Genomic DNA, 26,176 nt, shown 5'->3' on the forward strand with positions numbered 1-26,176 from the left:
TTCTCTTTCCTTACTTGGTTCTATTTCTAAGCTTTTCTTATTTAACTTCAATAATATAATCATTAATATCTAAATTTATAAGCTTTTTACCTCTTCCTGCCCTATTTTGCAGTTTTATATCCTTGAGCAAAATACTTTCTTGTAAGCTATTTTTAGAAATTAAATAAATACTATCTATAGTTTCACCATCCAAAGCTATTTCATCTTTAATTTGTTTGCTTTCAATAAATTCTCCAAATATAACTTCATCATTTTCTTTCAGACTTATTCCTGTAACCCCTGTGGCTACTTTTCCCATATAGCTTATGCTGTCAGCTCCGAATCTGATTCCCATAGCATCTTTTGTTATAAGGAGTATGTCTTTAACTTCATTATCTCGGTTTAACTTAACATTGATTAATCTATCATTATCAGACTTTAGTTTATATCCTTTTATAATGTCATACTCACCTTCAAACTCCTTTAAGGCTGTTCTCTTCACATATCCATATTTGCTAAAGAAATATATACTATCAGGAGTGTTGAAATCTATTATTGAAAAAATGTTTATGATCTTTTCTTCCTTAGGGTTAAATTCATCTACTATTTTACTTAATGTAAAGTCATTATCTTGTATATTTTCCACCATATACGATGGAATAGAATAAACATTCCCCCTATCTCCAAATATAAGTAATCTATTTAAGGAATTTGTAAAACATCCTATAGATGTTTTATAGGCCCTTCTATTAGATATCTTTATATTACCACCTTTATCTATGTTAACTACAAAACTCTTTATCTCAAACTCATCTACATATTCTATATTTACAACCTTATCTTTTTTAGAAATATTAAATATTTGAGTTCCTAAAATATTTCTATCACTATTCTCTATTCTTGGTTCCTCTACGGTAAATTCTAATCCCATTTTGGTTTTTACATTTATATGTTTCTCAATTCTATTCTTGTCTACCAACTGTACGTTTATAAGTTTTTCATTTTCCTTTAGTTTTAAAGCTAATAATTTAGAATAGTTTGTTTCAAACTTATCTAAGGAGCTCTTTTTTATTATTCCTCTATCCGTAAAGAAAATAAAATTCTTATCCTTATCTAATTTAGGAACAGCAAAAACTTGGATTATATTTTCATTTTCTAAATCTAAGGTCCTAATCAATTCATCTAGCCTTTCCCCTTTTTCCTTCCACTTCATATCTGGGAGATTGCTGCACCTTAGTTGATATAAGTTTCCTACGTGTGTAAATATCATAAGTATATCTTTTGTATTTGAAGATATCAAATATTTATTAAAATCTCCTTCTCTATACTCTATATCTTCTTCCTTAGGATTTACCCTCTTATAATATTTATCTGATACCCTTTTTGCATATCCATCGTTAGAAATAGTAATCACAATATCTTCGTCTAAAATAATGTCTTCTACTTCAATTTTTGCTTCCTCATCATTATGTATTATCTGGGTTCTTCTATCATCTCCGTATTTTTCTTTTATTTCAATAAGCTCTTTTTTAACTATCTTAAGTAATTCCTTTTCACTTGCTAATATTTTTTCTAGAGCTTTAATTTGTTTTTGTAAAGTTTTATATTCTTTTTCAAGAACTTTAATCTCAAGACCAGATAATTTATAGAGCATAAGCTCTACAATAGCTTCAGCTTGAGGTTCTGTAAAACCAAATTTATTTATTATATTTTGTTCTGAATCCTTTTTTGACTTAGAGGCTCTTATAGTTGCTATTATTTCATCTATTATATCTATAGCCCTTATGAATCCTTCTACAATATGAAATCTATTTTTAGCTATTTCTAATTCTCTTTTAGTTCTTCTAGTTATAATATCCTTCTGATGTTTTATATAGTGCTCTAATATCTTCTTTAAACCCAAAGTTTCTGGTTTACCATTAGCTATAGCTACCATGTTAAAACTTATGTTACATTGAAGTTCTGTTTTTTTGAATAAATATTTTAATACCTTCTCTACAACATCCCTATCTGCACTCTTTTTAAATTCTATAACTGCTCTTATTCCATTTCTATCAGACTCATCTCTAATATCTGTTATAGCCTCTAATGCTTTTGAATGTTTTTTATCAGCAGTCATCTCAGATATAGACTGTAATATCTTTGCCTTATTTTTTCTATATGGAAATTCGCTTATAACTATACCGTATCTATCATTTTCAAGTTTTTCTATACTAGTCTTAGCTCTTAAAGTGACCTTCCCTTCTCCTGTTTCATAGGCAGAAAGTAGTGCTTTTTCTCCTATAATTATTCCACCTGTAGGTAAATCAGGTCCTTTTATATAATTCATAATCTCTTTTGTTGTTATATCACTTTTATCTATACATGCTATAGTAGCATCAATGGTTTCTCGTAAGTTATGAGGCGGTATATTAGTTGCAAGACCTACAGCTATACCAAAAGCTCCATTTACAAGAAGGTTAGGAAATCTAGCAGGAAGCACTTTTGGTTCTAGTTCTGTATCAGAATAATTGTTTACCATATCCACTACATTTTTATCTATGTCTTTTAACATTTCCATAGCTGCATTAGTAAGTCTAGCCTCTGTATAACGCATAGCAGCTGCACTGTCTCCATCTATACTTCCCCAGTTACCATGTCCATCAATAAGTGGTACTCTAGTTGTAAAATCTTGTGCCAAAATAACCATAGCATCATATACAGAAGTATCTCCATGAGGATGGTATTTTCCTAATATATCTCCAACAATTCTAGCAGATTTATAATAAGGCTTATCTGGAGTTGCCTTTAGCTTATACGCTCCATATAAAATTCTTCTATGGACAGGCTTTAGTCCATCCCTTACATCAGGAAGAGCTCTTTCCTTTGCAACTTCCACAGCATATGGAAGATAATTATCCGGCATAACTTCTGATAATGGAGCCTTTATTATATTATTATCTACTGGAATTTCTATGCTTTTTTTTCGCCATATTAATTCAATCCTTTCCGTAGCCTTAAGTACATTAAAATTCTGCATACTTATACATGTAATTTCTCCTAGGCTCTACCACATCTCCCATAAGTAAAGATATCATTTTTTCTGCTTTTGCAGCGTCATCAATAGTTATTTGCTGCAATGTTCTAGTTTCAGGATTTAAGGTAGTCTCCCAAAGTTGATCAGGGTTCATCTCCCCAAGTCCCTTATACCTTTGAATTAATGCTCCTTTACCTATTTCCTTTTTAACAGCCTCTAATTCCTCATCACTGTAGGCATATTTTTTTATTTCTCCTTTTTTGCCATTTTTATATACCTTATATAAAGGTGGAAGTGCCATATATAAATGTCCATTTGTTATAAGTTGTCTCATGTACCTATAGATATATGTAATCCATAGGGTACGAATGTGATACCCATCCACATCTGCGTCACTTAAAATTATTATTTTATTATATTTTAGATCTTCTTCCCTATAATTTTCTAAGACTCCTGTACCTATAGCTGCATTAAAAAGTTTTAGTTCTTCACTAGCTAATACATTTTCCAACTTCTGCTTTTCAGTATTCATAATTTTTCCTTTAGAAGGCATAATGGTTTGAAATCTTCTATCCCTTGCCTGCTTTGCACTTCCTCCAGCAGAATCTCCCTCTACCACTATAAATTCACATAATTCTGGTTTTCTCAAAGTGCACACAGCTATTTTCCCAGCTAAAGGAGCTGTTCCTTTACCTATTTTTTTCTTTTCTGCTTCATTTATTTTCTTTATTTTTTCTCTTCTAGCTGCAGCGTACACTGCATTATTTATTATCTGAGTTGCTATCTCCTTGTTGTCTTCAATCCATTCACTTATTTTTGCATAACTTATTTCATTCATAACGGTATAAGCTTCATTATTACAAAGCTTAGTCTTGGTTTGGCCTTCAAATATAGGATTGCTTATTTTTACTCTTAAAATAGCAGTCATTCCCTCTCTTAAGTCGTCTCCTTCAAATCCTTTATCCTTTTCCTTTATAATATTTAGCTTTTTTGCCCAATCCTTGAATGCTCTTGTCATACCTGTCTTAAAACCGGTCTCATGAGTCCCTGCTTCTGTGGTTGGTATATTGTTTACATAACTCGCTACATTTTCTGTAGTAGAATCTGTAAATTGAATACAAACTTCACCATAAACTCTAATATCTCCGATTTGCCTTTCTCCTTCAAATATTATAGGGTTCTTATGTATAGGTATTTTACTTTCATTTAGATACTCAATGAAATCTAAAAGTCCTCTCTCTGAGTGATACTTCTTTTCTATTACCTCTTCTTTTCTCTCATCCCTTAACATTAAAGTTATACCTTTGTTTTGGAATGCTAATTCTTGAAGTCTCTCATCTATAATGTCGAATTTAAAATCTGTAGTGCTAAAAACCTCTTTGCTAGGTTTAAAAGTTACTTTTGTTCCTGTCTTCTCTGTATGTGCTACTATCTCTAAAGGTGTAACTGGAGTTCCGGGCATTTTCTTTTTTAAATCTTTGTCCTCTGCATATTCAAACCTTTGACGATACACATTACCCTTTTGATAAACTTCAACTTCAAGCCATTCTGACAAAGCGTTTACAACAGCAGCACCTACTCCATGAAGTCCTCCAGATGTTTTATAATTACTGTTATTAAACTTACCTCCTGTATGAAGTTCCGTAAATACCATTTCTACTCCAGACTTTTTCTTTATAGGATGTATACCCGTAGGGATACCTCTTCCATCATCTATTACTGTAACACTTTTATCTTTATTTAAAATTACAATCACTTTACTTCCATATCCGTTGGCTACTTCATCTATAGAATTATCTAATATTTCCCATATGCAATGATGTAATCCCTTTGTACCAGTGGAACCTATATACATTCCTGGTCTTACCCTTACTGGCTCTAACTTTTCTAGGGAGGTTAAATCTGTAACATCATAAGAATTATTTTTTTTGTCATTTAATTGCATAATATTCCTCCATATATAGATTTTCATAAGTAAGCAAATATAGAAACATATGTTCTTATTAATAACTATATTATATTGTATCTTCTTTCCTAACTCATTACAAGGAAATTTTGTTTTTACTCTTTTAAATGATTATTTTGAAACTATAATTTCATTTATACAAACTAACATTTTATTTGATATATCATCATTAAAATAAAGGTATACAATAAATGTATACCTTAAAATTTATATAATATTTTACTCTTCCTTGTCAATATTTTCATTTTTGTGTGTTGGAGGCATTATACTAGCACATAACCTTATGATATACCTTAATGATTCGTCATCTACTTCATTTTGAAAATATAAATCATCTATTGCTTCTCTAAGTAAAACTAAAGCTTTTTCCTCTTTTATATCATTTGTTTCATCTTTATAAACTGCCTCTACGTAGCTAACTATTTTTGATGCAGTTCTTAGTATTTTCTTTACATTTTCTGGAGTAGCTTCCTCATTAGTTAAAAAGTTTAATACTGTATATGTTATTCCATAATAGTCTTCTTTTAGGCTTATTCCTTTATCTTTAAGCAAATATACAAAATAAGTTAATCCAAGAATTAAAAGAATAACTAAAACGTATTGTATAATTATTTCTGTCATGTCTCAGCCCCCCTTTAATAAACACTTATCTACTAATGATATATGATAAATGCTTTTAAAAGGGACATGTTATTTTATTATTTTTATTGATAAAAGTAGACACATATGGCTTTAATATTATATAGGTGTCTACTATTGACTTTATTAACTTTTTATATTCTTCAAGTTTTACTACTTCCTTTAGTTCATCATCTTTTTCTATATATTCTATGAACTTAGGATACAGTCTTATTGCTTCCTCGTAAATCTTCTAAAGCCTTTGATAATTCATTAATTTTTACATAACAACAAGCTCTATTATAGTATAAAAATTCCGCATCTAAATTGTTTTTAATTCCTTCACTTATAATGTCAAATGGCCTTTTTATAATCTCCTTTTTCTATATGAATAACTCCTAAATTTAGATAAGAATAAGGATAATTTGGATTTTCCTCTATAGATGCCTTATAATATTTTATTCCTTCTTCAACTTTTCCCATCTTAACCAGAACAACAGCCTTATTAAAAAGAGCTTTATAATGATAGGGATCAATTTTTAGACTCTCTTCGAACATTTGAAGTGCTAATTCATATCTTCCTAATTCTTCGTATATAGCACCTAGATTATTGTATGCCCAAAAGTCCTTATCATTCATTGATATTACTTTTTTATAATTGTATATGGCTTTATCTTTATCTCCAATCTCGTCATAAGCCCCTGCTAGAAAAAAATAAGCTCTGTTATAATCAGGGTTTATTTCTATAGCCTTTTCATAATATTTTATAGCTTTACGATACTCCTGTTTGTTATCATATGTAATAGCCAATCCATAATAAGCTCTCTCATCTTTAGGGTCTACTTCTAGTATTTCCCTATACTTTTCTTTAGCTCAATCATATTTTTCAAGCTCATCGTATATAAGTGCCATATCTAAAAGTAACTCCGTATCTTTTTTTCCTTCTTTCGTATTGTAAGCCTTATTATAGTATTCCAGAGCTTTGTCTATTTTTCTTTCTCTGTAAAACATCCCACCGATAACTTTAAAGTTATCTATTTTATACTTTTGGTTAAGCATTGTATCACCACCTTTTAAGAAAAATGCACAGCATTTTTCTTATATGGAACATTTATAGAACATTACATATGGGATTTACATTTAGGAAAGCTTCACTCGCAAAGAAGCTCTAATATTTCTAGATTTAAAGCCCGTAAATCTTCTAAACTCGCTGTCGTTCAAAGAATAGAAGGTTCTTATGGTGTTTTAAATACAGAAATAAAGAGCTTCTAAAGATTGTTCAATGCTTTAGTTCAAATTCCATATGTAATGTTGAATATCTTATCTAAATCTTTTTAGGCAAGTTCTAATGCGATTTCCATCATTGTTGTGAAAGTACTTTGTCTTTCTTCTGCTGATGTTTCCTCTCCAGTTACCAAACTGTCGCTTACTGTTAATATTGTAAGTGCATTAACTCCATACTTAGCTGCAAGAGTATATAGGCCTGCTGCTTCCATTTCTATTCCTAGTACTCCATACTTTGCCCATAGCTTCCATGCTTCTAAATCATCATTATAAAACAAATCAGAGCTTAAAACATTTCCTACCTTAGGCTCAATTCCTTTATTTTTAGCAATATCATAAGCCTTTCTTAAGAGTTCAAAACTAGCTATAGGAGAAAAATCCATTCCTTTAAAGCGCATTTTATTAACTGAAGAGTTAGTTGATGCTCCAGATGCTAGTATAATATCCCTTATCTTAACATTTTCTTGTATAGAACCGCAAGTTCCTACTCTTATTAAATTTTTAACCCCATAGCTTTCAATTAGCTCATTAGCATAGATAGATATTGATGGTATACCCATACCTGTACCTTGAACTGAAACCCTCTTTCCTTTATATGAACCTGTATACCCATACATTCCACGAACTTCATTATAACAAATTGGATTTTCTAAGAAAGTCTCTGCTATGAATTTTGCTCTTAATGGGTCTCCTGGCAATAATACTGTTTCTGCTATTTGATCTTCTTTTGCTCCTATATGTACGCTCATATAATCCCTCCATAAAAATATTATCATAATCATGGTATAATGCAAAATATTCCATAATAAATTATTATACCTTATTTTCATTATATACACAAAAGGAAATATTATTAGTTTATAATAATTTATTTTTCTTTATAAAGATTGTCAATAAAAAGAGCACCCTTAGGCGCTCCTTTTCTGCTATTTTGAGTAAAACTCAATTATTAATTGTTCATTTATTTCTATAGGTAACTCTTCTCTTTTAGGCATTCTAACCAATTTTGAAGTAAACTCATCTAAGCTCTTTTCAATATAAGGTAAATTACTTACTTCAGTACCTTGAAAATTGTCTTTAAAAGTTTCTATCTTTCTTGAACTTTCCTTTAAAGCAATTTTATCTCCTACCTTAACAGCATAAGAAGGTATGTTTACTTTCACGCCATTTACAGTAAAGTGTCCATGGCTTACCATTTGTCTTGCTTGACGAATAGAATTAGCAAATCCACTTCTATATACTAAATTATCCAATCTGCACTCTAGAGTTTTCAATAGATATTCTCCTGGAATTTCATTATTTCTCTTAGCTTCTTTCATAGATCTATCTACATACTTTTCAAACTGCTTTTCTAAAATTCCATAGTAAGCCCTTAGTCTTTGCTTTTCTAGTAATTGTACTCCATAATCAGATAATTTTTTGTCTGCTCTGCTTGTACCTTTTTCTGCACGTTTCATTGCTTTAGGATGTCCTATAACATTTAAACCTAATCTTCTAGCAAGCTTAAAACGTGGTCCCATCATTTTTGCCATATTAATCATTAACCTCCGTATAATATATTTGCCGCGGTAAGTTAATCTTTTAACTGTTATATTGTATCACAAATAATTTCAATTGAAAATTATTATCATCATAGTGTAATACATTTTTATTTGAATTTATTCTTTTAATTCTTTATAAAGTGGAGTTTTTCTAAATAAAGCTCTCTTTTTTACTATAAATATAGATTTCTTTTTAATAATCATTCATTTTACGTACTATCTTTTCATATACTTTTTTCATATGCTCTTCATTGCAGCATATGTTTATCTCATCTATAGGAATCCATTTAACCCCACTATTTTCATCAGCTTTAACTATTAGTTCCTCCTTTTCATCTCCTTCAACTAGGTAGGCAACTGACAAGTGTAGATGTGGTGATACATATTCTCCCCTTTTTACATGGCCTATTACTGGCAATACATCTAATGAAAAAATTTTTTCACTTATAGGAATAAGATTTTTTACACATGTCTCTTCCTGAACTTCTCTAAGAGCAACAGCTAATAAATCTTTTTCTCCATCTGCATGTCCGCCTGTCCAAGACCATGAATTATATATGTTATGATATACCATCAAAGCTTTCTCTCTTGTTTTGTTTACCACAAATGCAGAACTTGTTATATGTGCTACCTTACTATCTCTAGTCAAAACATTACAAAACTTATCTATACATTCTACAATTATTTCTTTGTCTTTCTTTTCTTGCTCATTATAAGGATTATAATTTTTTATTGACTCAATCCAATTCATTTTTAATCCACCTTTACTATAAAATTTTTCTTATATTTAACTGTAATCTTAAGCTTTCTAAATCTACTAAATGTAGATTACTTTCTTCCATAATTATATACCAATTCTATTATAGATGGTATATATTCTCAGTAGGCTTCACCTAAAGTTAAAAAGGGATCTTTTAAAATATCCTTTTTAAATATTTCTTGATTATTAATATAAAAACAAAAAGGTCACCAGCAATTTACTTGCTAGCAACCTAAAAATATTTTTCTTATATTTTTAATTATAAATCCGAAATACCGCTGCTCTGATTTTGACACCTATCTCTCCGATAGGTGGGTGCTCTCACAAATGCTTCTTAGTACTTGCCTAAAATTGGTCTTATAGTTCTTATTCACATTTAGATATTGAACTCCCTTTGCTGTAATCGATAGGTGGGTGTCTCACAAATGCTTCTTAGTACTTGCCTAAAATTGGTCTCCACATTTAATATTGAACTCCCTTTGCTGTAATGTAGGTTCAAAATAAGAGCTCCACAAATATTCCAGAAATTTAATTCTGTTCTCAAAATGTTATTTACCTCTTCCGTAAATTATTATATCAAATATTAAGAAAAATGCAATAAAAAACTTCTTAATAAAACAGTTGACAAAACATACTATGCTGTAATTGCTCTTCTTTTTACATTTGCCTTCTCCTCTACTATGTCCTCTACTTGATAGCACTTAATATAGATTAGCGAAATTCCAAAGGATATAATATCAGAAATAGGGTATGAAATCCATGCTCCTAATACTCCAAGTTCTAGCCAGTATACCATAATGTAAACTAGAGGTATGAAAATTATGATTTGTCTAAATATAGAAAGAAGCAGTGATAGTTTTGCCATACCCATAGCTTGATAATAATATATAGTTACATAATATACTCCTATGAATGGAAATACCGAAATCACTATTCTAAATGCTCTTACAGTGTATTTTATTATTTCAGCATCATTCACAAAAATACCAATCATATGTTTTGTAAATATCATAGCAATTGCCCATAGTATTATTGAACTTATAGTAACTGTTTTAATTGAACATTTAACTATTTTATTAACCCTATCATTTCTTCCAGCTCCATAATTATAAGCTGCTATAGGCTGCATAGCAGAACTTATTCCTATTACGGTTACGAATAGAAACATAGAAACTCTAGTTGTAAGCCCTAAAGCAACAATAGCACCATCTCCACCGATTTCTAAAAGGATCTTATTTAAAAATACCGAAACCACTGCATCTGATACTTCAACAATAAAGGTTGAAAAACCAACATATATAATTTCCTTATATATATTCTTATCTATTTCCACTTCAAACTTTAAATCCATTTCTTTTTTAATCTTCAAAAACTTCATTAATGTATATATAAAAGCAACTATTTGTGATATAGCTGTTGCAATTGCAGCTCCGCCAACTCCAAAGTTAAATATCACCACCAATAAATAGTCTATGATAAAATTAAACACTGCACCAATGGATGTGTTAACTAAAATTACCTTAGCTTCTCCAAATGAGGTTAGTATATATGACATTAAAATGCTTAAGCCCTGAAATACTACTCCTAGCAGTATTATGTTTATATAAGTTTTAGCATAAGGAAATATAGTCTCACTAGAGCCCAGCTTCATAATTACATCATAATTAAAGATTAATATGGTTAATATAAAAAATACAATTATGGCTATAAGAACTATAATTGCATTCGGAACTATCTTTCTAACTTTTGAATAATCATTTTCTCCAAGACTCCTTGATATTGCCGTGGATGCTCCTATAGCAACTAACATAGCCAGGGATGAAAATAATCTTTGTACTGGAAAAGCTATGGTCAATGCTCCTAGTCCTTTTGCTCCTACAACTTGCCCTACAAATAAGGAGTCTATCATATTATACATTTCAGTTACTAACATAGAAAGTATAACTGGTATTGCAAATCTAAGTAATAATTTTCCTATATTCTCTTCTAAAAATTCTTTATTCTCTTTAGCCGTACTTTTATCAGTCAACATAATTTCTCACCTCAAAACTTATTCTTCCTATATTCATTATAGGATTTGTAAAAAGGCTTCGCATTCACTGCTTTGCTGAACAAAAAGTACAAATTTGCACAATTTAATAAGTTGTAATTTTATAAAATAGCAAAAAAACACCCTAAAAAAGGTGTTTTTGTACTTTTTGAAGGATAATCAGTACCGCTCCATATCCTTCTATCTTAGATATTATGTTAGAAATTGGTTTCTTTTTTGCAAAACCTAAAGATATTCTTGGTTGAGAAATACTATATAAAACTTTCATCTCTTCATAAGTAAGTCTTCTTGGCCTACCCATGGAAATCCAATTATTAAAGGATGAACCTATTTTTTCTCCAATTTCATATATGGTTATCTTATAATCATGCTGCAAATTTTTTAAAGATAGAGATATTTCTCTTTCCTTTGCACTTTTTTCTACTCTTTTCTTAGTTAAATATTCTGTATCTATAAGCTTATTTAGATCTTCACTGAAGCTATAGAGAAGAATTTGATAGCTATCCTCGCTAGAAGTTACAATATATCCATCACCTTTTTTTATCAACACATCTCCTAGTTTTGATAAAAAGTAATAAGCATAATAAGAAGCCTTTCTAATTCCATGTAAAGTGATCATTCCTTGGGAACCGAAGAATAGCTCATTATTCATCACTGAATTTTCTTCAACAGTATCGTATGCTTTTAAAAACAGCATATCACTTTTTTCATTTATAAAATTATGAATGATAAAGGGTACCATATACGCAGTATCAAAAATAGAATTTACTCTATTGTCATCTTCAAAAGGTTCTTCTATTATATCTTCTAATTCATACTTATTGAATACATCTTGAATGGATTTAATATATTCCTTAGGAAGATTCTTTGCTATTCTAAACTTCCAAGTTCGAACTTCATTGGTACCATATAAGTCAGAAAAATACAATATAAAACTTTCTAGAAGTTTCAAGATCATATCTATTTCATCAAACACCTTATCTAAGATTATTATAGGAATAAGTTGAATATCTACTAAAAATTCCATAAGTTTTTCTACTTCATTCCAATTAAGAAAATCTACATTTTCATTAAAATAAATTTTCATATCTTTATGAAATAAATATTGTACTATTCCATATTTAAATCCTATATTTCTCTGAATATTTTCAACGAAACTCTGCTCTTTATCCTTTAATAGTTCTATAGCGTCTCCAAGATTTATAACTTCTTTCCAATAGCTGTTCAGCTTGCCTAAATTCTCTGATACATCAACCTCAATTTTAATTATCTCCTTTTGATAATTAAATCTATCATAATCTTCAAGATATGGAGCAATATATTCAATGGCCTCATTCATATCTATTTGGGTATATTTTTTAGAAGATTCATATTTTTTCTCTGACAGATAATTTTTCTTTCTATATTGAAGAGGTGTCATTTTATAGTACATTTTAAAATACTTATTATAATAACGGGTATGAGAAAAGCCTACTTCTTCTGAAATTTCGGATATAGTCTTTTCCGTATCTAATAAAAGCTTTACAGATTCATGAACTCTTGTAGAATTCAAAAAATCCTTAAAATTTGTACCTGCCATATTCTTTATTTCATGAGATAGGTAGTAGGAGCTTAAAAACTCCCTTTTAGCTATATCCTGAAGGCTTATTTTATTCATGTAATTATTATATATAAATTTTGATATCCTATGATATCTCTCAAACTGTATTTCATTTTCTTTTAAGTCTTCTTCATCATATATTAAATAATGAAAGTTATTCAATAGATGAAACAGCAGCTTCACCATTTGTTTCTCTATTTCTTCATCATAATCTTCTCCCTGCTGAATAGCCTCGCAGGCAAGGATGGACAAAAACTTTCTAAGGACCTTATACTTTTCTTTTTCTTGTACTCCTTCTCTTGAGGAATCTGTATAAAAGTAAATATCTTTAACATCACTATAATATTTTTCAAAAAAGTCTAAATCCATTTTAAATAAAAGAATTCTATTATCCTTATCTTGAGAATAAATTTTATGAGGTTCATCTGAATTTATTATTTCAATCTCTCTTTCTTTCAGCTCGTAGACTTCAGATTCTATCTGAACAAATACCGTTCCTTTTAAAACAAATATTATTTCAAGACAATTATGCCAATGAAGTGGATAATAACTTATTTCTTGTAAACTGATAGTAAGAGGTAAATTTCCCTGGAAGGATATGTATTCTCTTCTCATAATTCCTCCTTTAGATGCTAAACCACTGTATATTACTACTTATTATATCATATTTTTCTAAACCTAACCTTTTCCTCTTATGTATTACAATTAGCCTATAACTGTAACATATTTTCTAAATTTTAATATTCTATATATTGATGCGATATTTAAAATATCAAGCAAATTTTCAAGGAGGAATAGTGTGTTATCAAGAGAAAATTATATAAGACATTCACTTGAGATAAATCTTTTCTTTTTAAGATTAGTAAAAGAGCATGCTATTTTAGCAGCAGCTTCTTTACCTCCTAGAGATATTAATATAACCTATCAGCTTATTGGCTTGAAAAACAATGTTGAAGTACTCCTAGATAGAGCCGTAAAGCTATCTCACGGTCTAATCAGTGATGAAGTATTATCTTCTGGTGAACTTGTAACCAACCTTACGCTGAACGCTGAATGGAAAACTCAATTTTTAACAGGAATCCCCATAAATATGAATATTACAAAAATGGAGTTAGCATTAAAGCCTAAACATAAAACTATGAAAAGTATTGATCTTTTCCATGAAGTATCTATATTAAATCGTCAAGCATTATCCTTGTTAAATACTACCATTGCATTTAAAGAAAATCTTTTAACTAATATTTTAAATTGCAGAGTTTTTAGCTATATATATCCTTCTATGCTTCACCACATTATTGAAGAAACTAGATTATTCGCTTCCATTCTCATAAAATTAGAAAACAAAGAAGATATGGATAATATAAATGAAAGCTTATTAATGGGTATCAATTGGAATGAAATAATGAAAGAACACTCACAATTTATTAGAGGATATCTAGACCCATCAGAAGTTAAACTTTTTGAAACAGCAGATGCCTTTGCAAAAGAATTTGATAAATTGCCATCTCCAACATCTCCTGAAACAATTAAAAAAGATTTAAATGCTGCTATAAATCTTAAAAACTTTAAAAAACAAGGTACAGAAGGAATACTAGATTGTAAAATAAAATCTCTTATATCGCCTCTTTTAGCTGATCACGTTACAAGAGAAGCTAATCATTATATAAGACTACTTAAATCAGTAAATAAATAAGCTTCCTTTAAAAGCAGCTTAGAAGTTATAACAAAAATAAAATAAATACAATATTAAAGATAAAGCCTCCTATTAGAATTAAAAATTTTTTAGTGCAAACAATATTATAAAGAAAAGAAAGGAGGCTTTTTTTATGAGCAAAAAACTTAAATCTATTACTAATAATGAATGGACATCATTACCTCAGAATGGATTAAAAAATTCTAGTGCTGAAAAAAAGAAAAAGAAGACTGCTACTAACAATCAATGGACAACTACTGCTAAAAATAATTTGGAATAAAAGGCCTAGGTTTTTTGAACAATATATCTAAATTAATATAACTTATGAGCCGCAAAAATATATTTTACGGCTCATAATCATTTCATCCTCATTTTTTAGTTTTTATTGTAAGTACGTTTTTTATTTAATCTTCTGGGAATAATATTATTGTTAAATATTATTTAAAACTAAGGAGGACTTAAATGAAAGATTGTAAAAAATTAAATGAATACTTATCTAATTTAGCTATTTTAAATGCAAAGCTCCACAATTTACATTGGAATGTTAAAGGAATACATTTTATGGAAATTCATCAATTCACAGAGTCCTTATATAACGACTTCTTTGAAAAATACGATGAAGTAGCAGAACTTTTAAAAATGAGAGATGAGAAACCTTTAGTTAAATTATCAGACTATATTCAAAACTCATCTATAAAAGAATTGGATGGAAAGGATTTTTCAAGCGATGAAGTTATTAAGATAGTTCAAGAGGATCTAAATACTATGAAGAATTTAGCAATTGAAATAAGAAATGCAGCAAATGAAGATAATGACTTTGAAGTTGTATCTGCATTTGAAGAACATGTTTCTGGCTATAGTAAAAACTTATGGTTCATTAAATCAATGCTTGCATAATATGATTAAGTATCTACTGCTTATTAAAAGGACTCACTTATAAAATTTAGAAAAGCGAGTCCATTTTTTGTAAGCTTTTATATTAAGAATAAGCGGATAATTTAAAGATTATTTATATTTTCCACAAACTTCTTAGCAGCACGAGATAATAGAACATTCCTTAAATAGCATACACCAATGCTTCTTTTTGGAATCTCTTCTTCTAATACTACCTTATACAAATCTCCTCTTTCTATGTAATCTTGAGAAAACTCTTCTATAACACAAGAAATACCTAGGTTTATTTTTGTAAGTTCTAAAACTAGATCATATGATCCTAGTTCAAATACAGGTGAAAAATGAAAGCCTTTCTTTTTCAAGAAACCTTCTACAAACTTTCGTGAATTTGATTTCTTTTCTAAAAATATTAGAGGCATTTCCATTAAACGCTCTAAACTAATTGGCTTTTCAGTTATTTTTTTATATTTTTCTCCGCAGACAAAAATATCTTGAATCTCCTTGCATGGAATCACTTGAAGTTGTTCATCGTCGATTGGCAAATTACATATTCCCACATCTGCCTTTCCAGATTTAATAAAATCACATATTTCTGTTGTTGTTCCATTTAGTATATTTAATTTAATTCCAGGATACGTTAAATGAAATTTCTCTAGATAAGGCAATAAAAAGTATCTTGCAATAGTATCTCCAACTCCAATACGCAATTGTCCCGTCTTTAATGTTTTAAACTCTAATATTTTATTTTCTCCTACATCAATAATTCCTAAAGCTGAATTTATATGCTCATTCAATATATTTCCCTCACTTGTTAATATCACTCCCTTTGATGTTCGATAAAATAACTGAGTTTCCAATTCTTCCTCAAGTTTGGAAATAGCCTGACTTACAGCAGATTGTGTCATATATAGTTCTTGCGCTGCTTTGGAAAAACTTTTATTTTGACTAACTACGTTAAATATCCGATATAGATCTAATTTTCCAATCATATAAGTTCTCCTTATATTAAATATTATTAATATTAATTTTACTTATATCATAATTATAAGTTATAGTAAAGTAGGGTTTAAATTTAGAACATACTATAAATAAAATATACCTTATTAAAGGAGAGATAAAATTGGAAAGAGTAGTTGGAACAGTAGTACGCGGACTTCGCGCACCAATTATTAACAAAGGCGATAAAATTGATGAAATAGTAGTTAATACTGTGTTAAATGCATCCAAAGTTGAAGGTTTTTCTATTGAAGATCGTGACATTATAACTATAACTGAATCTGTTGTAGCTCGTGCACAAGGAAATTATGCAACTATTGATGATATTGCATCTGATATAAAAACTAAATTTGGTGATGACACAATTGGTGTTATTTTCCCAATTCTTAGCCGTAACAGATTTGCGATCTGTTTAAAAGGAATTGCAAAAGGAGCAAAGAAGATAGTTTTAATGTTAAGCTATCCATCTGATGAAGTTGGTAATCATCTTGTAGATATTGAGGAACTAGATGCTAAAGGTGTAAATCCATGGACAGATGTACTAACAGAATCTGAATTCCGTCAGCATTTCGGTTATAATAAGCATCCTTTCACAGGTGTTGACTATATTGAATATTATAAAAGTTTAATTGAAGCTGAAGGAACATCTTGTGAAGTTATCTTTTCAAACAATGCAAAAACAATTTTAGACTACACGAAGAGTGTATTGGCTTGCGATATTCATACACGTTTCCGTACAAAACGCATCTTAAAAACTAATGGTGCAGAAAAAGTTTACGGCCTAGATGATATTCTTACATCATCAATTAATGGCAGCGGCTTTAATGAAACTTACGGTTTACTTGGATCAAACAAAGCAACTGAGAACAGCATAAAACTTTTCCCAAACAATTGCCAACCAATAGTAGATACTATTCAAGCTAAAATCAAGGAATTAACAGGCAAAACAGTGGAAGTAATGGTTTATGGAGATGGTGCATTCAAAGATCCAGTGGGCAAAATTTGGGAACTTGCAGATCCAGTGGTATCTCCTGCTTACACTAAAGGACTTAGCGGTACACCAAATGAAGTAAAATTAAAATACTTAGCAGATAACAATTTCTCTCATCTTAGTGGAGAAGAGCAAAAGAAAGCTATTTCTGAATATATTAGAAATAAAGAAGAAAACTTAGTTGGTAAGATGGAATCACAAGGTACTACACCTCGTAGACTTACAGACCTTATAGGTTCATTATCCGATTTAACTTCTGGTAGTGGAGATAAAGGTACTCCAATAATCTACATTAAAGGCTATTTTGATAACTATACAAAGTAAATCGCACAAATAGGAGGATGTTTCTATAATAGAAGCATCCTCCTATTTAATATATTTTTAATAAAAAGAGTATTTCTTATTTACAATTTATGCCATGTATCTATATCCTTAGAGATAAAAATCTTTAATTAATACAAAAAAAATACTATACTTAAATAATGATATTAATTAATCTATAAATAGAAATTACTAGATTGAGGGGTTTAGATATGAGAAAAAAAGATATCCTGGAGTTAAAAAGACGTTTAAAAAAAGATCACTGTACCTTCTCTAAAATGTGCGGCTGCTATGTTAATGGAGAAAAGCATATTATTTTAAATTCAGAGAAACTTTTTTAAATTTAGAAGAAGAAGAATACTTTAAATACTTAGAAATCGCTAAAAAGGTTCTATCAGGAACTATTGGAAATAATATCTTAGAACTTACCTTCCCACTTAATGAAGATCTTATAAATGAAAGACAAATTTCTCTTATGCAGCTTAGAAATAGCCAGTTAAAAGACGATGCTGTCCTTGATGCTTTTTATGATTTGATTATAAATAATTATGATTATACTGGCAACTTTATAATACTTCTTTTTCACGATGCTTATGATGTTATTACAAAAACTAAGGATAATCTAAAGATAGATGAATCTGAAGAAGTTTATGAATATATATTATGTGCCATATGCCCTGTTTCACTTTCAGAACCTGGTCTTGGATACTTTGAAGAAGAAAATAAAATAAAAGCACGTATTAGAGATTGGGTTGTTGAGGCGCCAACTAATGGATTTGTATTTCCTGCTTTTATTGATCGTAGTGCAGATGTTAATTCTATTATGTATTATACAAAAAATGCAAAGAATACACATCCTGAATTAATGGAAAATGTTTTAGGCTGCTGTCCAAAGCAAACTGCTACTATACAAAAGGAAACATTTCAATCAATTATTAAAGATTCCTTTATTGATGATGAAGAAAAAGCTGATAAAATTTTTATGAAAGTGCAAGAAAACCTAAATACCATGGTAGAGGAATATACTTCTACGTATGAAGACACATATTGTGAGCCTATAACCTTGACAAGGGACCATATACAAAACCTTTTAATAGAAAGTGGAGTTCCTGAAGAAGTTACTGCTAAGATCGAAAATTCTTATGTAGAAAACTTTGGCGATGATCTTCCTTTAGCTGAAAACTTAATTGATTCAAAGGCACTTAAAGCAAATGAGCAGCTAAAAAAAGAAGAAAATCTTCAAAAACAGATAGAGCTACTTGAAACTAAACTTGAGGAAGTTAAACAAGAAAGCGATGAAGTTACTTCCGAATATGACATTGTGCTTAAAGTAAAGCCTGAAAAAATACCCGAAATAAAATCTCAAATAATTGACGGCAAAAAGTGTATAATAATTCCCATTGATGAGAATGAACAAGCTACCGTTAACGGGTTAGATGATATAGTTTAATATAAGTCCACTAAAAAAACAAACTTTTTGTAGATATTCACTTAGTATTGGCTTAGGTAAGCGAATCCCAAAATATAATTTTCTACAATCTATTTAGAAAACTTTCTAAATAGATTGTAGAATTAGGAAAATCAACGATCCCACTAACTATGGCATCTATTATTTACTTGTTAAAATACTCTCTCCCTAACAAGTCTGCTGTTAGTAGAGCATCATATAATTGATCTGGTGTTACATCTCCTGCCATGTGATGTATTGTTTCACCCTCGATGCATGCCTTTTCAGCAGCAATACAAACTCTTGTTACATCAGTTACTCCAACTTCCTCTAGTGTAATTGGAAGGCCTACACTATAGCAAAAGTCCATTACTTCCTTTATTTCTTCCTTTGGAGCATTTTCTAAAATTAATTGAGCAATAGTACCAAAGGCAACCAATGAACCATGCATAGTAGATTCACATTCTGGTAATGCAGTGAATCCATTGTATATAGAATGAGCTGCTGCTAGTCCACCATTATCAGCACCAACACCACTTAAATATGTGTTAGCTTCTATAATTGCTTCAAGTGCTGGAGTTACTAAATGGTTTTCGCAAGCTAACTTTGCTTGATAGCCACATTTAATTAGTGTTTTATAGCATAGCTCACAAAGGGCCATAGCAGATAATGCTATTCCTCCATTTTCTAAGCTTGGTGAATCAGTTCTTACACAAGCTCTTGCTTCAAAATAAGTACCAAGTGCATCTCCCATTCCAGCAACTAAAAATTTTACTGGGGCATTAGCAATAATCTCAGAATCAACTATAACTGCTTCTGGGTTTCTTGGGTAAAATAAATAAGTATCAAATGTACCGTCATTATTATAAATAACTGAAAGACCAGTACATGGTGCATCAGTTGCACATACAGTAGGTACAATTACTACTGGACAATTTTCATAATATGCAGTTGCTTTAGCAGTATCAATTGCTGAACCGCCGCCAACTCCTACAACAACATCGATTTTATCTTCTTTAACAATTTCTCTCATCTTTTCAATTTCAGAATTAGAACTAATTCCACCAAAAATCTCAAAACGCAGCTTTGCATCTGTTCCCTCAAAACTCTTTTTTATCTTTTCAGAGCAATTTTTGTATCCACTGTTACTGCAAATAAATAAGAAATTATTTCCCAAGTCTTTTGTTTCATCATAAAAATTAAATAAAGCACCTTTTCCTTGTACGTATTTTAATGGAGCACGTAGCATTTTTATAACTGCCATAATATATACCCTCTTTCCATAAATATTGTTAATTCATTAACAATACTATTATACATCTTATGATATAATATTTCAAACTTTTTTCTAGTATAGGAATTTTTTTTATTAAATAAGCTCAATATTTTAATAATATTAAAATAATTGATTTTGTGTAAAAATATACCCCCTAATATAGGGAGGCGTTATAATATCTTATTTTTATGTCAAACTCTCTATAGAGAATATATTCTTTCTAATTGATAATAAAATCTTCAAAATCGTTTTGTTCATATGGTACTAACATCAGATTAACCGTTTTATTTCCTGAACTAACATCTTGTGGAGTCCCACTTGGATAGTCTGTACTCATTGCACCATTTTTATAATATATAATTTCTGGTTCTTGTCCTTCTGGATATGTTATTCCTCCACGTGGATCTGTATTCTCCCTATAGTATGCATATGATTTATACTTATTTTCAACATTTGTTAGTAATCGATACCCTAATATATAACCCATACTAAAATTAGGTACTATTATTGAGTATTCTGCTGAATTACAACCTTTTGATATTATTACTCTTGTTCCTCCTTTATAATAACTTTCATAATCATCAGTTTTCTCTAGTGAATCAGCAATAACTTCTACAGTAATGTCTTTATCAGCTATATCTCCATTAGGAAGTGTAACTATACCACTTATAATTCTACTAGGATTATCCAATGAAATATTATTTTTTTTACAATATAAATAATTATTATAAGTATATTTTACATTATTACATACAGGACTCATAGTTCTATCCCATGAATGATCAAGTTCCATTTCATAATCCGTAAGATTAAAATAACTATGATTTTGTATTAGTCCTGATGAACTCGTAGTATCATCCCAAGTTGCATCTAAATGATACCAACTTCCATCTATCTTAACTAGATTCCATGCATGATTCATCTCGCGCCCTACTATTATAATAGACTCTATTCCTGCTTTATTCAAAAGAAGAGCCATAGCTTCAGAATAACCTTCACATACACCTATACCTTTTATCAATACTCCATATGCAGTATAGCTATCATCAGGTATTGTATTGTTAATATAATTAATAAAATCATATTCAGTATGTGCAACTACATAATCATGTAATGCTAATTCTTTTTCAAAATCAGTCATTCCCGGTTTTATAACACTTGCTATTATTTCATCTGCTTTTTTCATCGTAACATCATCTACAATATTCATATAATATTTTGGCTGATACCCTTCTACATAAAAAGCAAATTCTGTGCCCTTATTCAAGCATTTTCCATTACTTGATTTAATATTTGAATCTACATATAAAGTATATTTTTTACTTGTTTCATAGCCGTTTTTAGGTGGATTTACTATAATACTCTTTTTATCTTGTCCTAAACCTAAAGTAATATCTACATATTGTCCTTTAGAATCTCTTACTTTAATATTTTCTTTTGCTGAATCAAATGAAATTTCTTGATTAAAAGTGATTTTTAATTCTTTGATTGGATATATTTTTTTAATATCAGTTGATTCAGCAGCTTTTGCATCTACATGTACAAACACTATAAATAAAAAAATAATTGAAATTTTTATTAACTTTTTAAGCATATTATTTTTCCTCCATTTTAATTTTAACTTGGATTCGGCAAGTAATGCCGAAAGGCATTGAAATTAAAGGATTTTTTGTTCAAAAAAATTAAAAGAAATCATCCCTTTTAAGTGTTAAAATATAATTGAAAAAAAACAAAACACAAAAGGGTGATTTCTATGAATAGTTTACAACAAAATCAAAAAAATTTAAAGAAGAAAATTAGATTTTTGAACATGAAAGCAAAATTCAATGATACCAAAGTTACTTCTGTAGCAACTTTTTCTTATGTGGAATCCTTTAAACAAATAATAGGATTACCAACTATTTTAGAAAAAGGCGTAACCTATAAGAAGGCCGCTAATTCTACTTTTAATACTGCAGAAATTATAGAATACATGATTGATGCAAATATTCTTGGTTTCTCAAGATTTATGCACATTGAAACATTAAGAAATGATGAAGGATATAAAAAGTTTAAAGGTGTAGATAAATTACCCAGTGAAAAAGTATGTAGAGATCTCTTAAAAGCTTTACCAACAGAAACTTTAGAAGAATTAAGAACTATAAATAAAAAAATACTTGACTTAAAGTCTTCAACTGAAGATGTACGCGAGGTTTGTATTAATATTGATGATACTGTTATAACTATCTTTGGTAATCAAGAAAAATCAGGAATAGGATATAATCCAAGGTACAATGGAAGACCATCATTTAAAGAAAAAGTTGGGTTTATTTCAGGAACTGATGAATTACTTAACGTTACTCTTGAAAATGGTAGACATAACAGTAATTATAAATTTTTAGATTTCTTTAAGATTTGTGTAAACCAGCTTCCTTCAAGATATCTTCTTAAAAGAGTTAGACTTGATAGAGGTTTTTTTGATGAAGAAAACTTTTTATACTTTGAAGATAATGGAATAGAATATGTTGTTAAATGTAAAATGTATTCTACTGTTAAAATGATAATAGATTTTATAAATAATAATTCAAAGGATTATATATGGCACGATATAAGTTCTACTTTATCTGTTACAGAATACAGTTCCATTGCCTAAATGGCAAAGAGCAAGAAGATTTGTGATTATAAGAGAAAAAATTATTCCAAAAAATATGAATCAGTTAATGTTCGAAGAATGTAAATATAAATATCAAGCAATAGTAACAAATATAGATTATTTAACACCTGAAGAAATATTTCAAGATTATAATCAACGATGTGATGTTGAAAATAACATAGATGAAATAAAAGAAGGCTATGCCTTTAGCGAAAATAGTTTAGTAAATCATAAATGCAATGAATTGTACCTTTTAATAAAAATGATAGCATATAACATTCATAACTGGTTTAAACGAGCAATCATGCCTAAGGAAGTACAACATCATGAAATTAGTACATTAAGAAGAATATTTTATAGAGTTTGTGGTAATGTTTGCGGCAGCAAATATTATAGATATTTAAGTTTTTCAAATAATTGCTTATTAGAAAAAATCATTACTCATATTCAAAAACAAATACATGTTTTTAGTAGAAAAATGATAACAGTTTATACTTAATAGTAAAATAAAAACAATAAATTACCTTAAAAATCCAAATGTTATTTGGGTTTATTAAGTATACTCAAAAAAAGACCTAACGGTATAAAATATCATAATAAATGTAAATTTATTCATAAAGAAAACAAAAATGGCAAGTAGAAACTTTTTTTAAATTTACTTGCCGAATTCAAGTTTAATAATTTGTTCAGATTTTATGCGGAATAATGAACCTTTTTATCAATTAGTACATTATTATAAATATTAAAAACCCTTTGTCCAAAGTTTTCTATTGAATACTCATTTACAATATTATTAATATTAACTTTCATAATTTTTTCTAATTCTTTATTAGTCGTTATATTTATAAGAGCATTAACAAACTCTTTCTCATCTTTATAAGTAAAGCCTGTTACTCCATCTATAATTAAATTATCTATGCACCTATCCCATTTACATATAACAGGAAGTCCGCTTGCCAAGGATTCAATGTATGTTATCCCTTGAGTTTCACTAGTTGAAGCAGTTACAAAATAATCGCCAAGTTTATAATATTTATTAATTTCATCACTAGTAATCATATCTGTAAATTTTACATTTGATTCTAGTTTATATTGCATTACCATAGTCTTCAATTTAGATAGACATGGTCCTCCCCCAACTATTAAAAGCTTTGTATTTCCAATATACTCTAACGCCTTATTATAAAAGCTTATTACTTCTTCTATATTTTTTTCTTCCGCTACCCTTCCTACATAAACTAAAATTTTATCTTCACTACTAAATCCATACCTTTTTAATAGCTTGTTTCTCTCATCTACAGATATCTCCTGCTGAAACTTCTTTAGATTTATACCTGTAGGAATTATTTCTATATTAGCAGCCACATTATAGCTTTCCAGTTTTTCTTTAACTTTTTCTGTTGGTGCAATTACTGTATCGAAAGTGTTTAATAGGAATCCTGTAAGCTTTGAAAGGGTTGATTTTCTAATAATTTTACCGCCAAGAAAGTAATGAAGATAATCCTCATACAATGTATGATAAGTGTGTACTTGAGGTATGTTTAATTTTCTCTTTATATATTTAGCTACAATCATTGTGGAAAACTCACTTTGTGAATGTATAATATCCGGTCTCCATTTTATAACTTCACTTATAATTCTGTTTCTCATAGGCTTTATTATTCTTGCATCTGGATAAATATTAATATGATAAGAGCTAAAGTAAAGAACATCTCCTATAATATGTTCTTTACCATCAGAAGATAGAGTTAATATTTTTACTTCATGCCCCAAGTTTTTTAGCTGCATGTACAAATTATCTGTAGATACAACAACTCCATTTGTCATTGGAAAATAAGTATCAGTAGTTAGTAATATTTTCATTTTTATCCTCCAATTTAAATATTTTACAAATCCATTATTTAACAAAATTATGATTGTCATTCCTATATATAAACTCTAATTATACAGTGCCTTAAAGCCTAATTTATAGGCAACCTTTTTCTCTAAAATTTCATATAACTCCTCAACTCTATTTCTGAGTTTCAGATTATAAATATAATTGACTATAAAAACTATTGCATATGCTGAAATAACATCTGCAGGATAATGATGCCCTACATAAACCCTTGAAAATCCCACAATTATAGATAATATACTTAATGTTAAGCTAATTGCCTTATTATATTTTCCAAAGCCAAGTGCAATACTCATCGTCCCTGTGGCATGATCACTTGGAAATGATGCATCCTTTGCATGTGGAAATAAAAAATTCACTTTATTATGAACAAACGGCCTGTCTACATAATAAATGCTTCCAACTATGAAGCTAATAAAAAGATTCATTAGCGTAAAAACAAAAATACTAACCATACTCTTCCTATACTCACTATTTTTCTTGAAAATTCCAAGTAGAAATACTATTGCAATTATCGCCATGAATAGGTATGGAACATACTTTGAAAAAACAATCATAATTACATCTAAAACATTATCTTTATAAGCTAAATTATTTATAAGCCTAAAAAGCTCCATATTCATCTTTAACACCTCTTTACATTATGTTTTGATATAAACTCGCAAATTTTTCTATATAACCTTTTTCAATAATAATGAAAACAATCTCTGAACATATCAAGCCAATAATAATTCCCGCTATTACATCTGTAGGATAGTGTACATGTAGATAAAGTCTTGATAAAGCTATTAAAAGTGCTATTGCCATAAATAATAGCTTGTACTGCACAAAATATACAGATAATACTTTTGCTACTGCAAAGGAAGATAAAGTATGACCTGATGGGAATGAATATGATATTGGCTTTGTTATTAAAAGCTCATTTTTATTATGATTTACACAAGGCCTGACTCTCCTTACCAAATGCTTTATTATGCCTTCACCAATTAATGTGCTTATAATTAGGGTTAGTATTATTATTCCTCCCACGTTGCTAAATGGTGTATCTAATAATAAAAACACCGCTATAAGTATCCAAACAGCTCCTAGATTACCCATGCTAGTAATAAAAGGCATTACTCTATCTAAAAATTTACTTTTTAAATACTTATTAATAGTCAGCAATATATAATTATCAAAGTTTATGATTTTACTTGGTATGTTTAGATACATTTA

The 26,176-nt window shown here is 29.3% G+C and carries 18 protein-coding genes and 3 pseudogenes; 6 read left to right on the top strand and 15 right to left on the bottom strand.

Annotated elements, in window-relative coordinates; genetic code table 11:
- Nucleotides 1-37: 37 nt before the first annotated feature.
- From ACFWTK_RS02875 to ACFWTK_RS02915, 9 genes and pseudogenes are all read right to left on the bottom strand, one after another.
- Nucleotides 38-2,998, bottom strand: coding sequence for a DNA topoisomerase IV subunit A (locus ACFWTK_RS02875; RefSeq protein WP_415874625.1), 2,961 nt, complete (start codon nt 2,996-2,998; stop codon nt 38-40).
- Nucleotides 2,985-4,940: a DNA gyrase/topoisomerase IV subunit B gene (locus ACFWTK_RS02880; protein ID WP_061857562.1), complete on the bottom strand. Its 1,956-nt coding sequence runs from the start codon at nt 4,938-4,940 to the stop codon at nt 2,985-2,987. The genes ACFWTK_RS02875 and ACFWTK_RS02880 overlap by 14 nt, the downstream gene beginning before the upstream one ends.
- Before the next feature lie 240 nt (nt 4,941-5,180).
- Nucleotides 5,181-5,582 carry a hypothetical protein gene (locus ACFWTK_RS02885; protein WP_415874626.1) on the bottom strand — a complete coding sequence of 134 codons (402 nt, stop codon included), beginning with the start codon at nt 5,580-5,582 and terminating at the stop codon, nt 5,181-5,183.
- A 139-nt stretch (nt 5,583-5,721) separates the two neighbouring features.
- Nucleotides 5,722-6,638, bottom strand: a pseudogene (locus ACFWTK_RS02890) (tetratricopeptide repeat protein); the annotation flags it as partial.
- A gap of 275 nt (nt 6,639-6,913) precedes the next feature.
- Complete coding sequence (deoD, locus tag ACFWTK_RS02895) at nt 6,914-7,612, bottom strand: purine-nucleoside phosphorylase (RefSeq protein WP_415874627.1); 699 nt, start codon at nt 7,610-7,612, stop codon at nt 6,914-6,916.
- 177 nt (nt 7,613-7,789) lie between these two features.
- Nucleotides 7,790-8,395, bottom strand: coding sequence for a 30S ribosomal protein S4 (rpsD, locus tag ACFWTK_RS02900; RefSeq protein ID WP_415874628.1), 606 nt, complete (start codon nt 8,393-8,395; stop codon nt 7,790-7,792).
- A gap of 202 nt (nt 8,396-8,597) precedes the next feature.
- Nucleotides 8,598-9,155: an NUDIX hydrolase gene (locus tag ACFWTK_RS02905; protein WP_415874629.1), complete on the bottom strand. Its 558-nt coding sequence runs from the start codon at nt 9,153-9,155 to the stop codon at nt 8,598-8,600.
- Nucleotides 9,156-9,798: 643 nt separating this feature from the next.
- Nucleotides 9,799-11,196, bottom strand: a complete 1,398-nt coding sequence (locus ACFWTK_RS02910) for an MATE family efflux transporter (RefSeq protein ID WP_415874630.1) — start codon at nt 11,194-11,196, stop codon at nt 9,799-9,801.
- 142 nt (nt 11,197-11,338) lie between these two features.
- A complete protein-coding gene (locus tag ACFWTK_RS02915) occupies nt 11,339-13,429 on the bottom strand; it encodes a helix-turn-helix domain-containing protein (protein ID WP_415874631.1) in 2,091 nt (696 codons plus the stop codon).
- A 184-nt stretch (nt 13,430-13,613) separates the two neighbouring features.
- Here ACFWTK_RS02915 and ACFWTK_RS02920 point away from each other — a divergent pair, with 184 nt between their 5' ends.
- From ACFWTK_RS02920 to ACFWTK_RS02930, 3 genes are all read left to right on the top strand, one after another.
- A complete protein-coding gene (locus ACFWTK_RS02920) occupies nt 13,614-14,507 on the top strand; it encodes a DUF2935 domain-containing protein (protein WP_415874632.1) in 894 nt (297 codons plus the stop codon).
- A gap of 133 nt (nt 14,508-14,640) precedes the next feature.
- A complete protein-coding gene (locus ACFWTK_RS02925; RefSeq protein WP_415874633.1) occupies nt 14,641-14,787 on the top strand; it encodes a hypothetical protein in 147 nt (48 codons plus the stop codon).
- Between the two features lie 182 nt (nt 14,788-14,969).
- Nucleotides 14,970-15,404, top strand: coding sequence for a Dps family protein (locus ACFWTK_RS02930; protein WP_415874634.1), 435 nt, complete (start codon nt 14,970-14,972; stop codon nt 15,402-15,404).
- Between the two features lie 101 nt (nt 15,405-15,505).
- On the opposite strand, the gene ACFWTK_RS02935 is transcribed toward ACFWTK_RS02930, so the two are convergent.
- Nucleotides 15,506-16,390 carry a LysR family transcriptional regulator gene (locus tag ACFWTK_RS02935; protein WP_415874635.1) on the bottom strand — a complete coding sequence of 295 codons (885 nt, stop codon included), beginning with the start codon at nt 16,388-16,390 and terminating at the stop codon, nt 15,506-15,508.
- Nucleotides 16,391-16,521: 131 nt separating this feature from the next.
- On the opposite strand from ACFWTK_RS02935, the gene ACFWTK_RS02940 reads away from it, so the two are divergent.
- Together ACFWTK_RS02940 and ACFWTK_RS02945 are read left to right on the top strand one after the other, a co-directional pair.
- Entirely contained in the window at nt 16,522-17,712 is a 1,191-nt protein-coding gene (locus tag ACFWTK_RS02940; RefSeq protein WP_415874636.1) for a coenzyme F420-0:L-glutamate ligase, read from the top strand.
- 209 nt (nt 17,713-17,921) lie between these two features.
- Nucleotides 17,922-19,159: pseudogene (locus ACFWTK_RS02945) on the top strand (DUF4317 domain-containing protein).
- A gap of 163 nt (nt 19,160-19,322) precedes the next feature.
- On the opposite strand, the gene ACFWTK_RS02950 reads toward ACFWTK_RS02945, so the two are convergent.
- Nucleotides 19,323-20,420 carry a glycerol dehydrogenase gene (locus ACFWTK_RS02950; protein ID WP_415874637.1) on the bottom strand — a complete coding sequence of 366 codons (1,098 nt, stop codon included), beginning with the start codon at nt 20,418-20,420 and terminating at the stop codon, nt 19,323-19,325.
- 232 nt (nt 20,421-20,652) lie between these two features.
- Complete coding sequence (locus tag ACFWTK_RS02955; protein ID WP_106023997.1) at nt 20,653-22,026, bottom strand: transglutaminase domain-containing protein; 1,374 nt, start codon at nt 22,024-22,026, stop codon at nt 20,653-20,655.
- A gap of 159 nt (nt 22,027-22,185) precedes the next feature.
- On the opposite strand from ACFWTK_RS02955, the pseudogene ACFWTK_RS02960 reads away from it, so the two are divergent.
- A pseudogene (locus tag ACFWTK_RS02960) lies at nt 22,186-23,563 on the top strand (IS1380 family transposase).
- Nucleotides 23,564-23,757: 194 nt separating this feature from the next.
- On the opposite strand, the gene ACFWTK_RS02965 reads toward ACFWTK_RS02960, so the two are convergent.
- The 3 genes from ACFWTK_RS02965 to ACFWTK_RS02975 all read right to left on the bottom strand — a co-directional run bounded on the left by ACFWTK_RS02965 (nt 23,758) and on the right by ACFWTK_RS02975 (nt 26,173).
- Nucleotides 23,758-24,927, bottom strand: coding sequence for a glycosyltransferase family 4 protein (locus tag ACFWTK_RS02965; RefSeq protein ID WP_415874638.1), 1,170 nt, complete (start codon nt 24,925-24,927; stop codon nt 23,758-23,760).
- A 75-nt stretch (nt 24,928-25,002) separates the two neighbouring features.
- Nucleotides 25,003-25,584 carry a phosphatase PAP2 family protein gene (locus ACFWTK_RS02970; RefSeq protein WP_415874639.1) on the bottom strand — a complete coding sequence of 194 codons (582 nt, stop codon included), beginning with the start codon at nt 25,582-25,584 and terminating at the stop codon, nt 25,003-25,005.
- Nucleotides 25,585-25,597: 13 nt separating this feature from the next.
- Nucleotides 25,598-26,173: a phosphatase PAP2 family protein gene (locus tag ACFWTK_RS02975; protein ID WP_415874640.1), complete on the bottom strand. Its 576-nt coding sequence runs from the start codon at nt 26,171-26,173 to the stop codon at nt 25,598-25,600.
- Between the last annotated feature and the right edge of the window lie 3 nt (nt 26,174-26,176).

It is taken from the genome of Clostridium sp., from assembly GCF_047777555.1.
Classification (GTDB): domain Bacteria; phylum Bacillota; class Clostridia; order Clostridiales; family Clostridiaceae; genus Clostridium_H.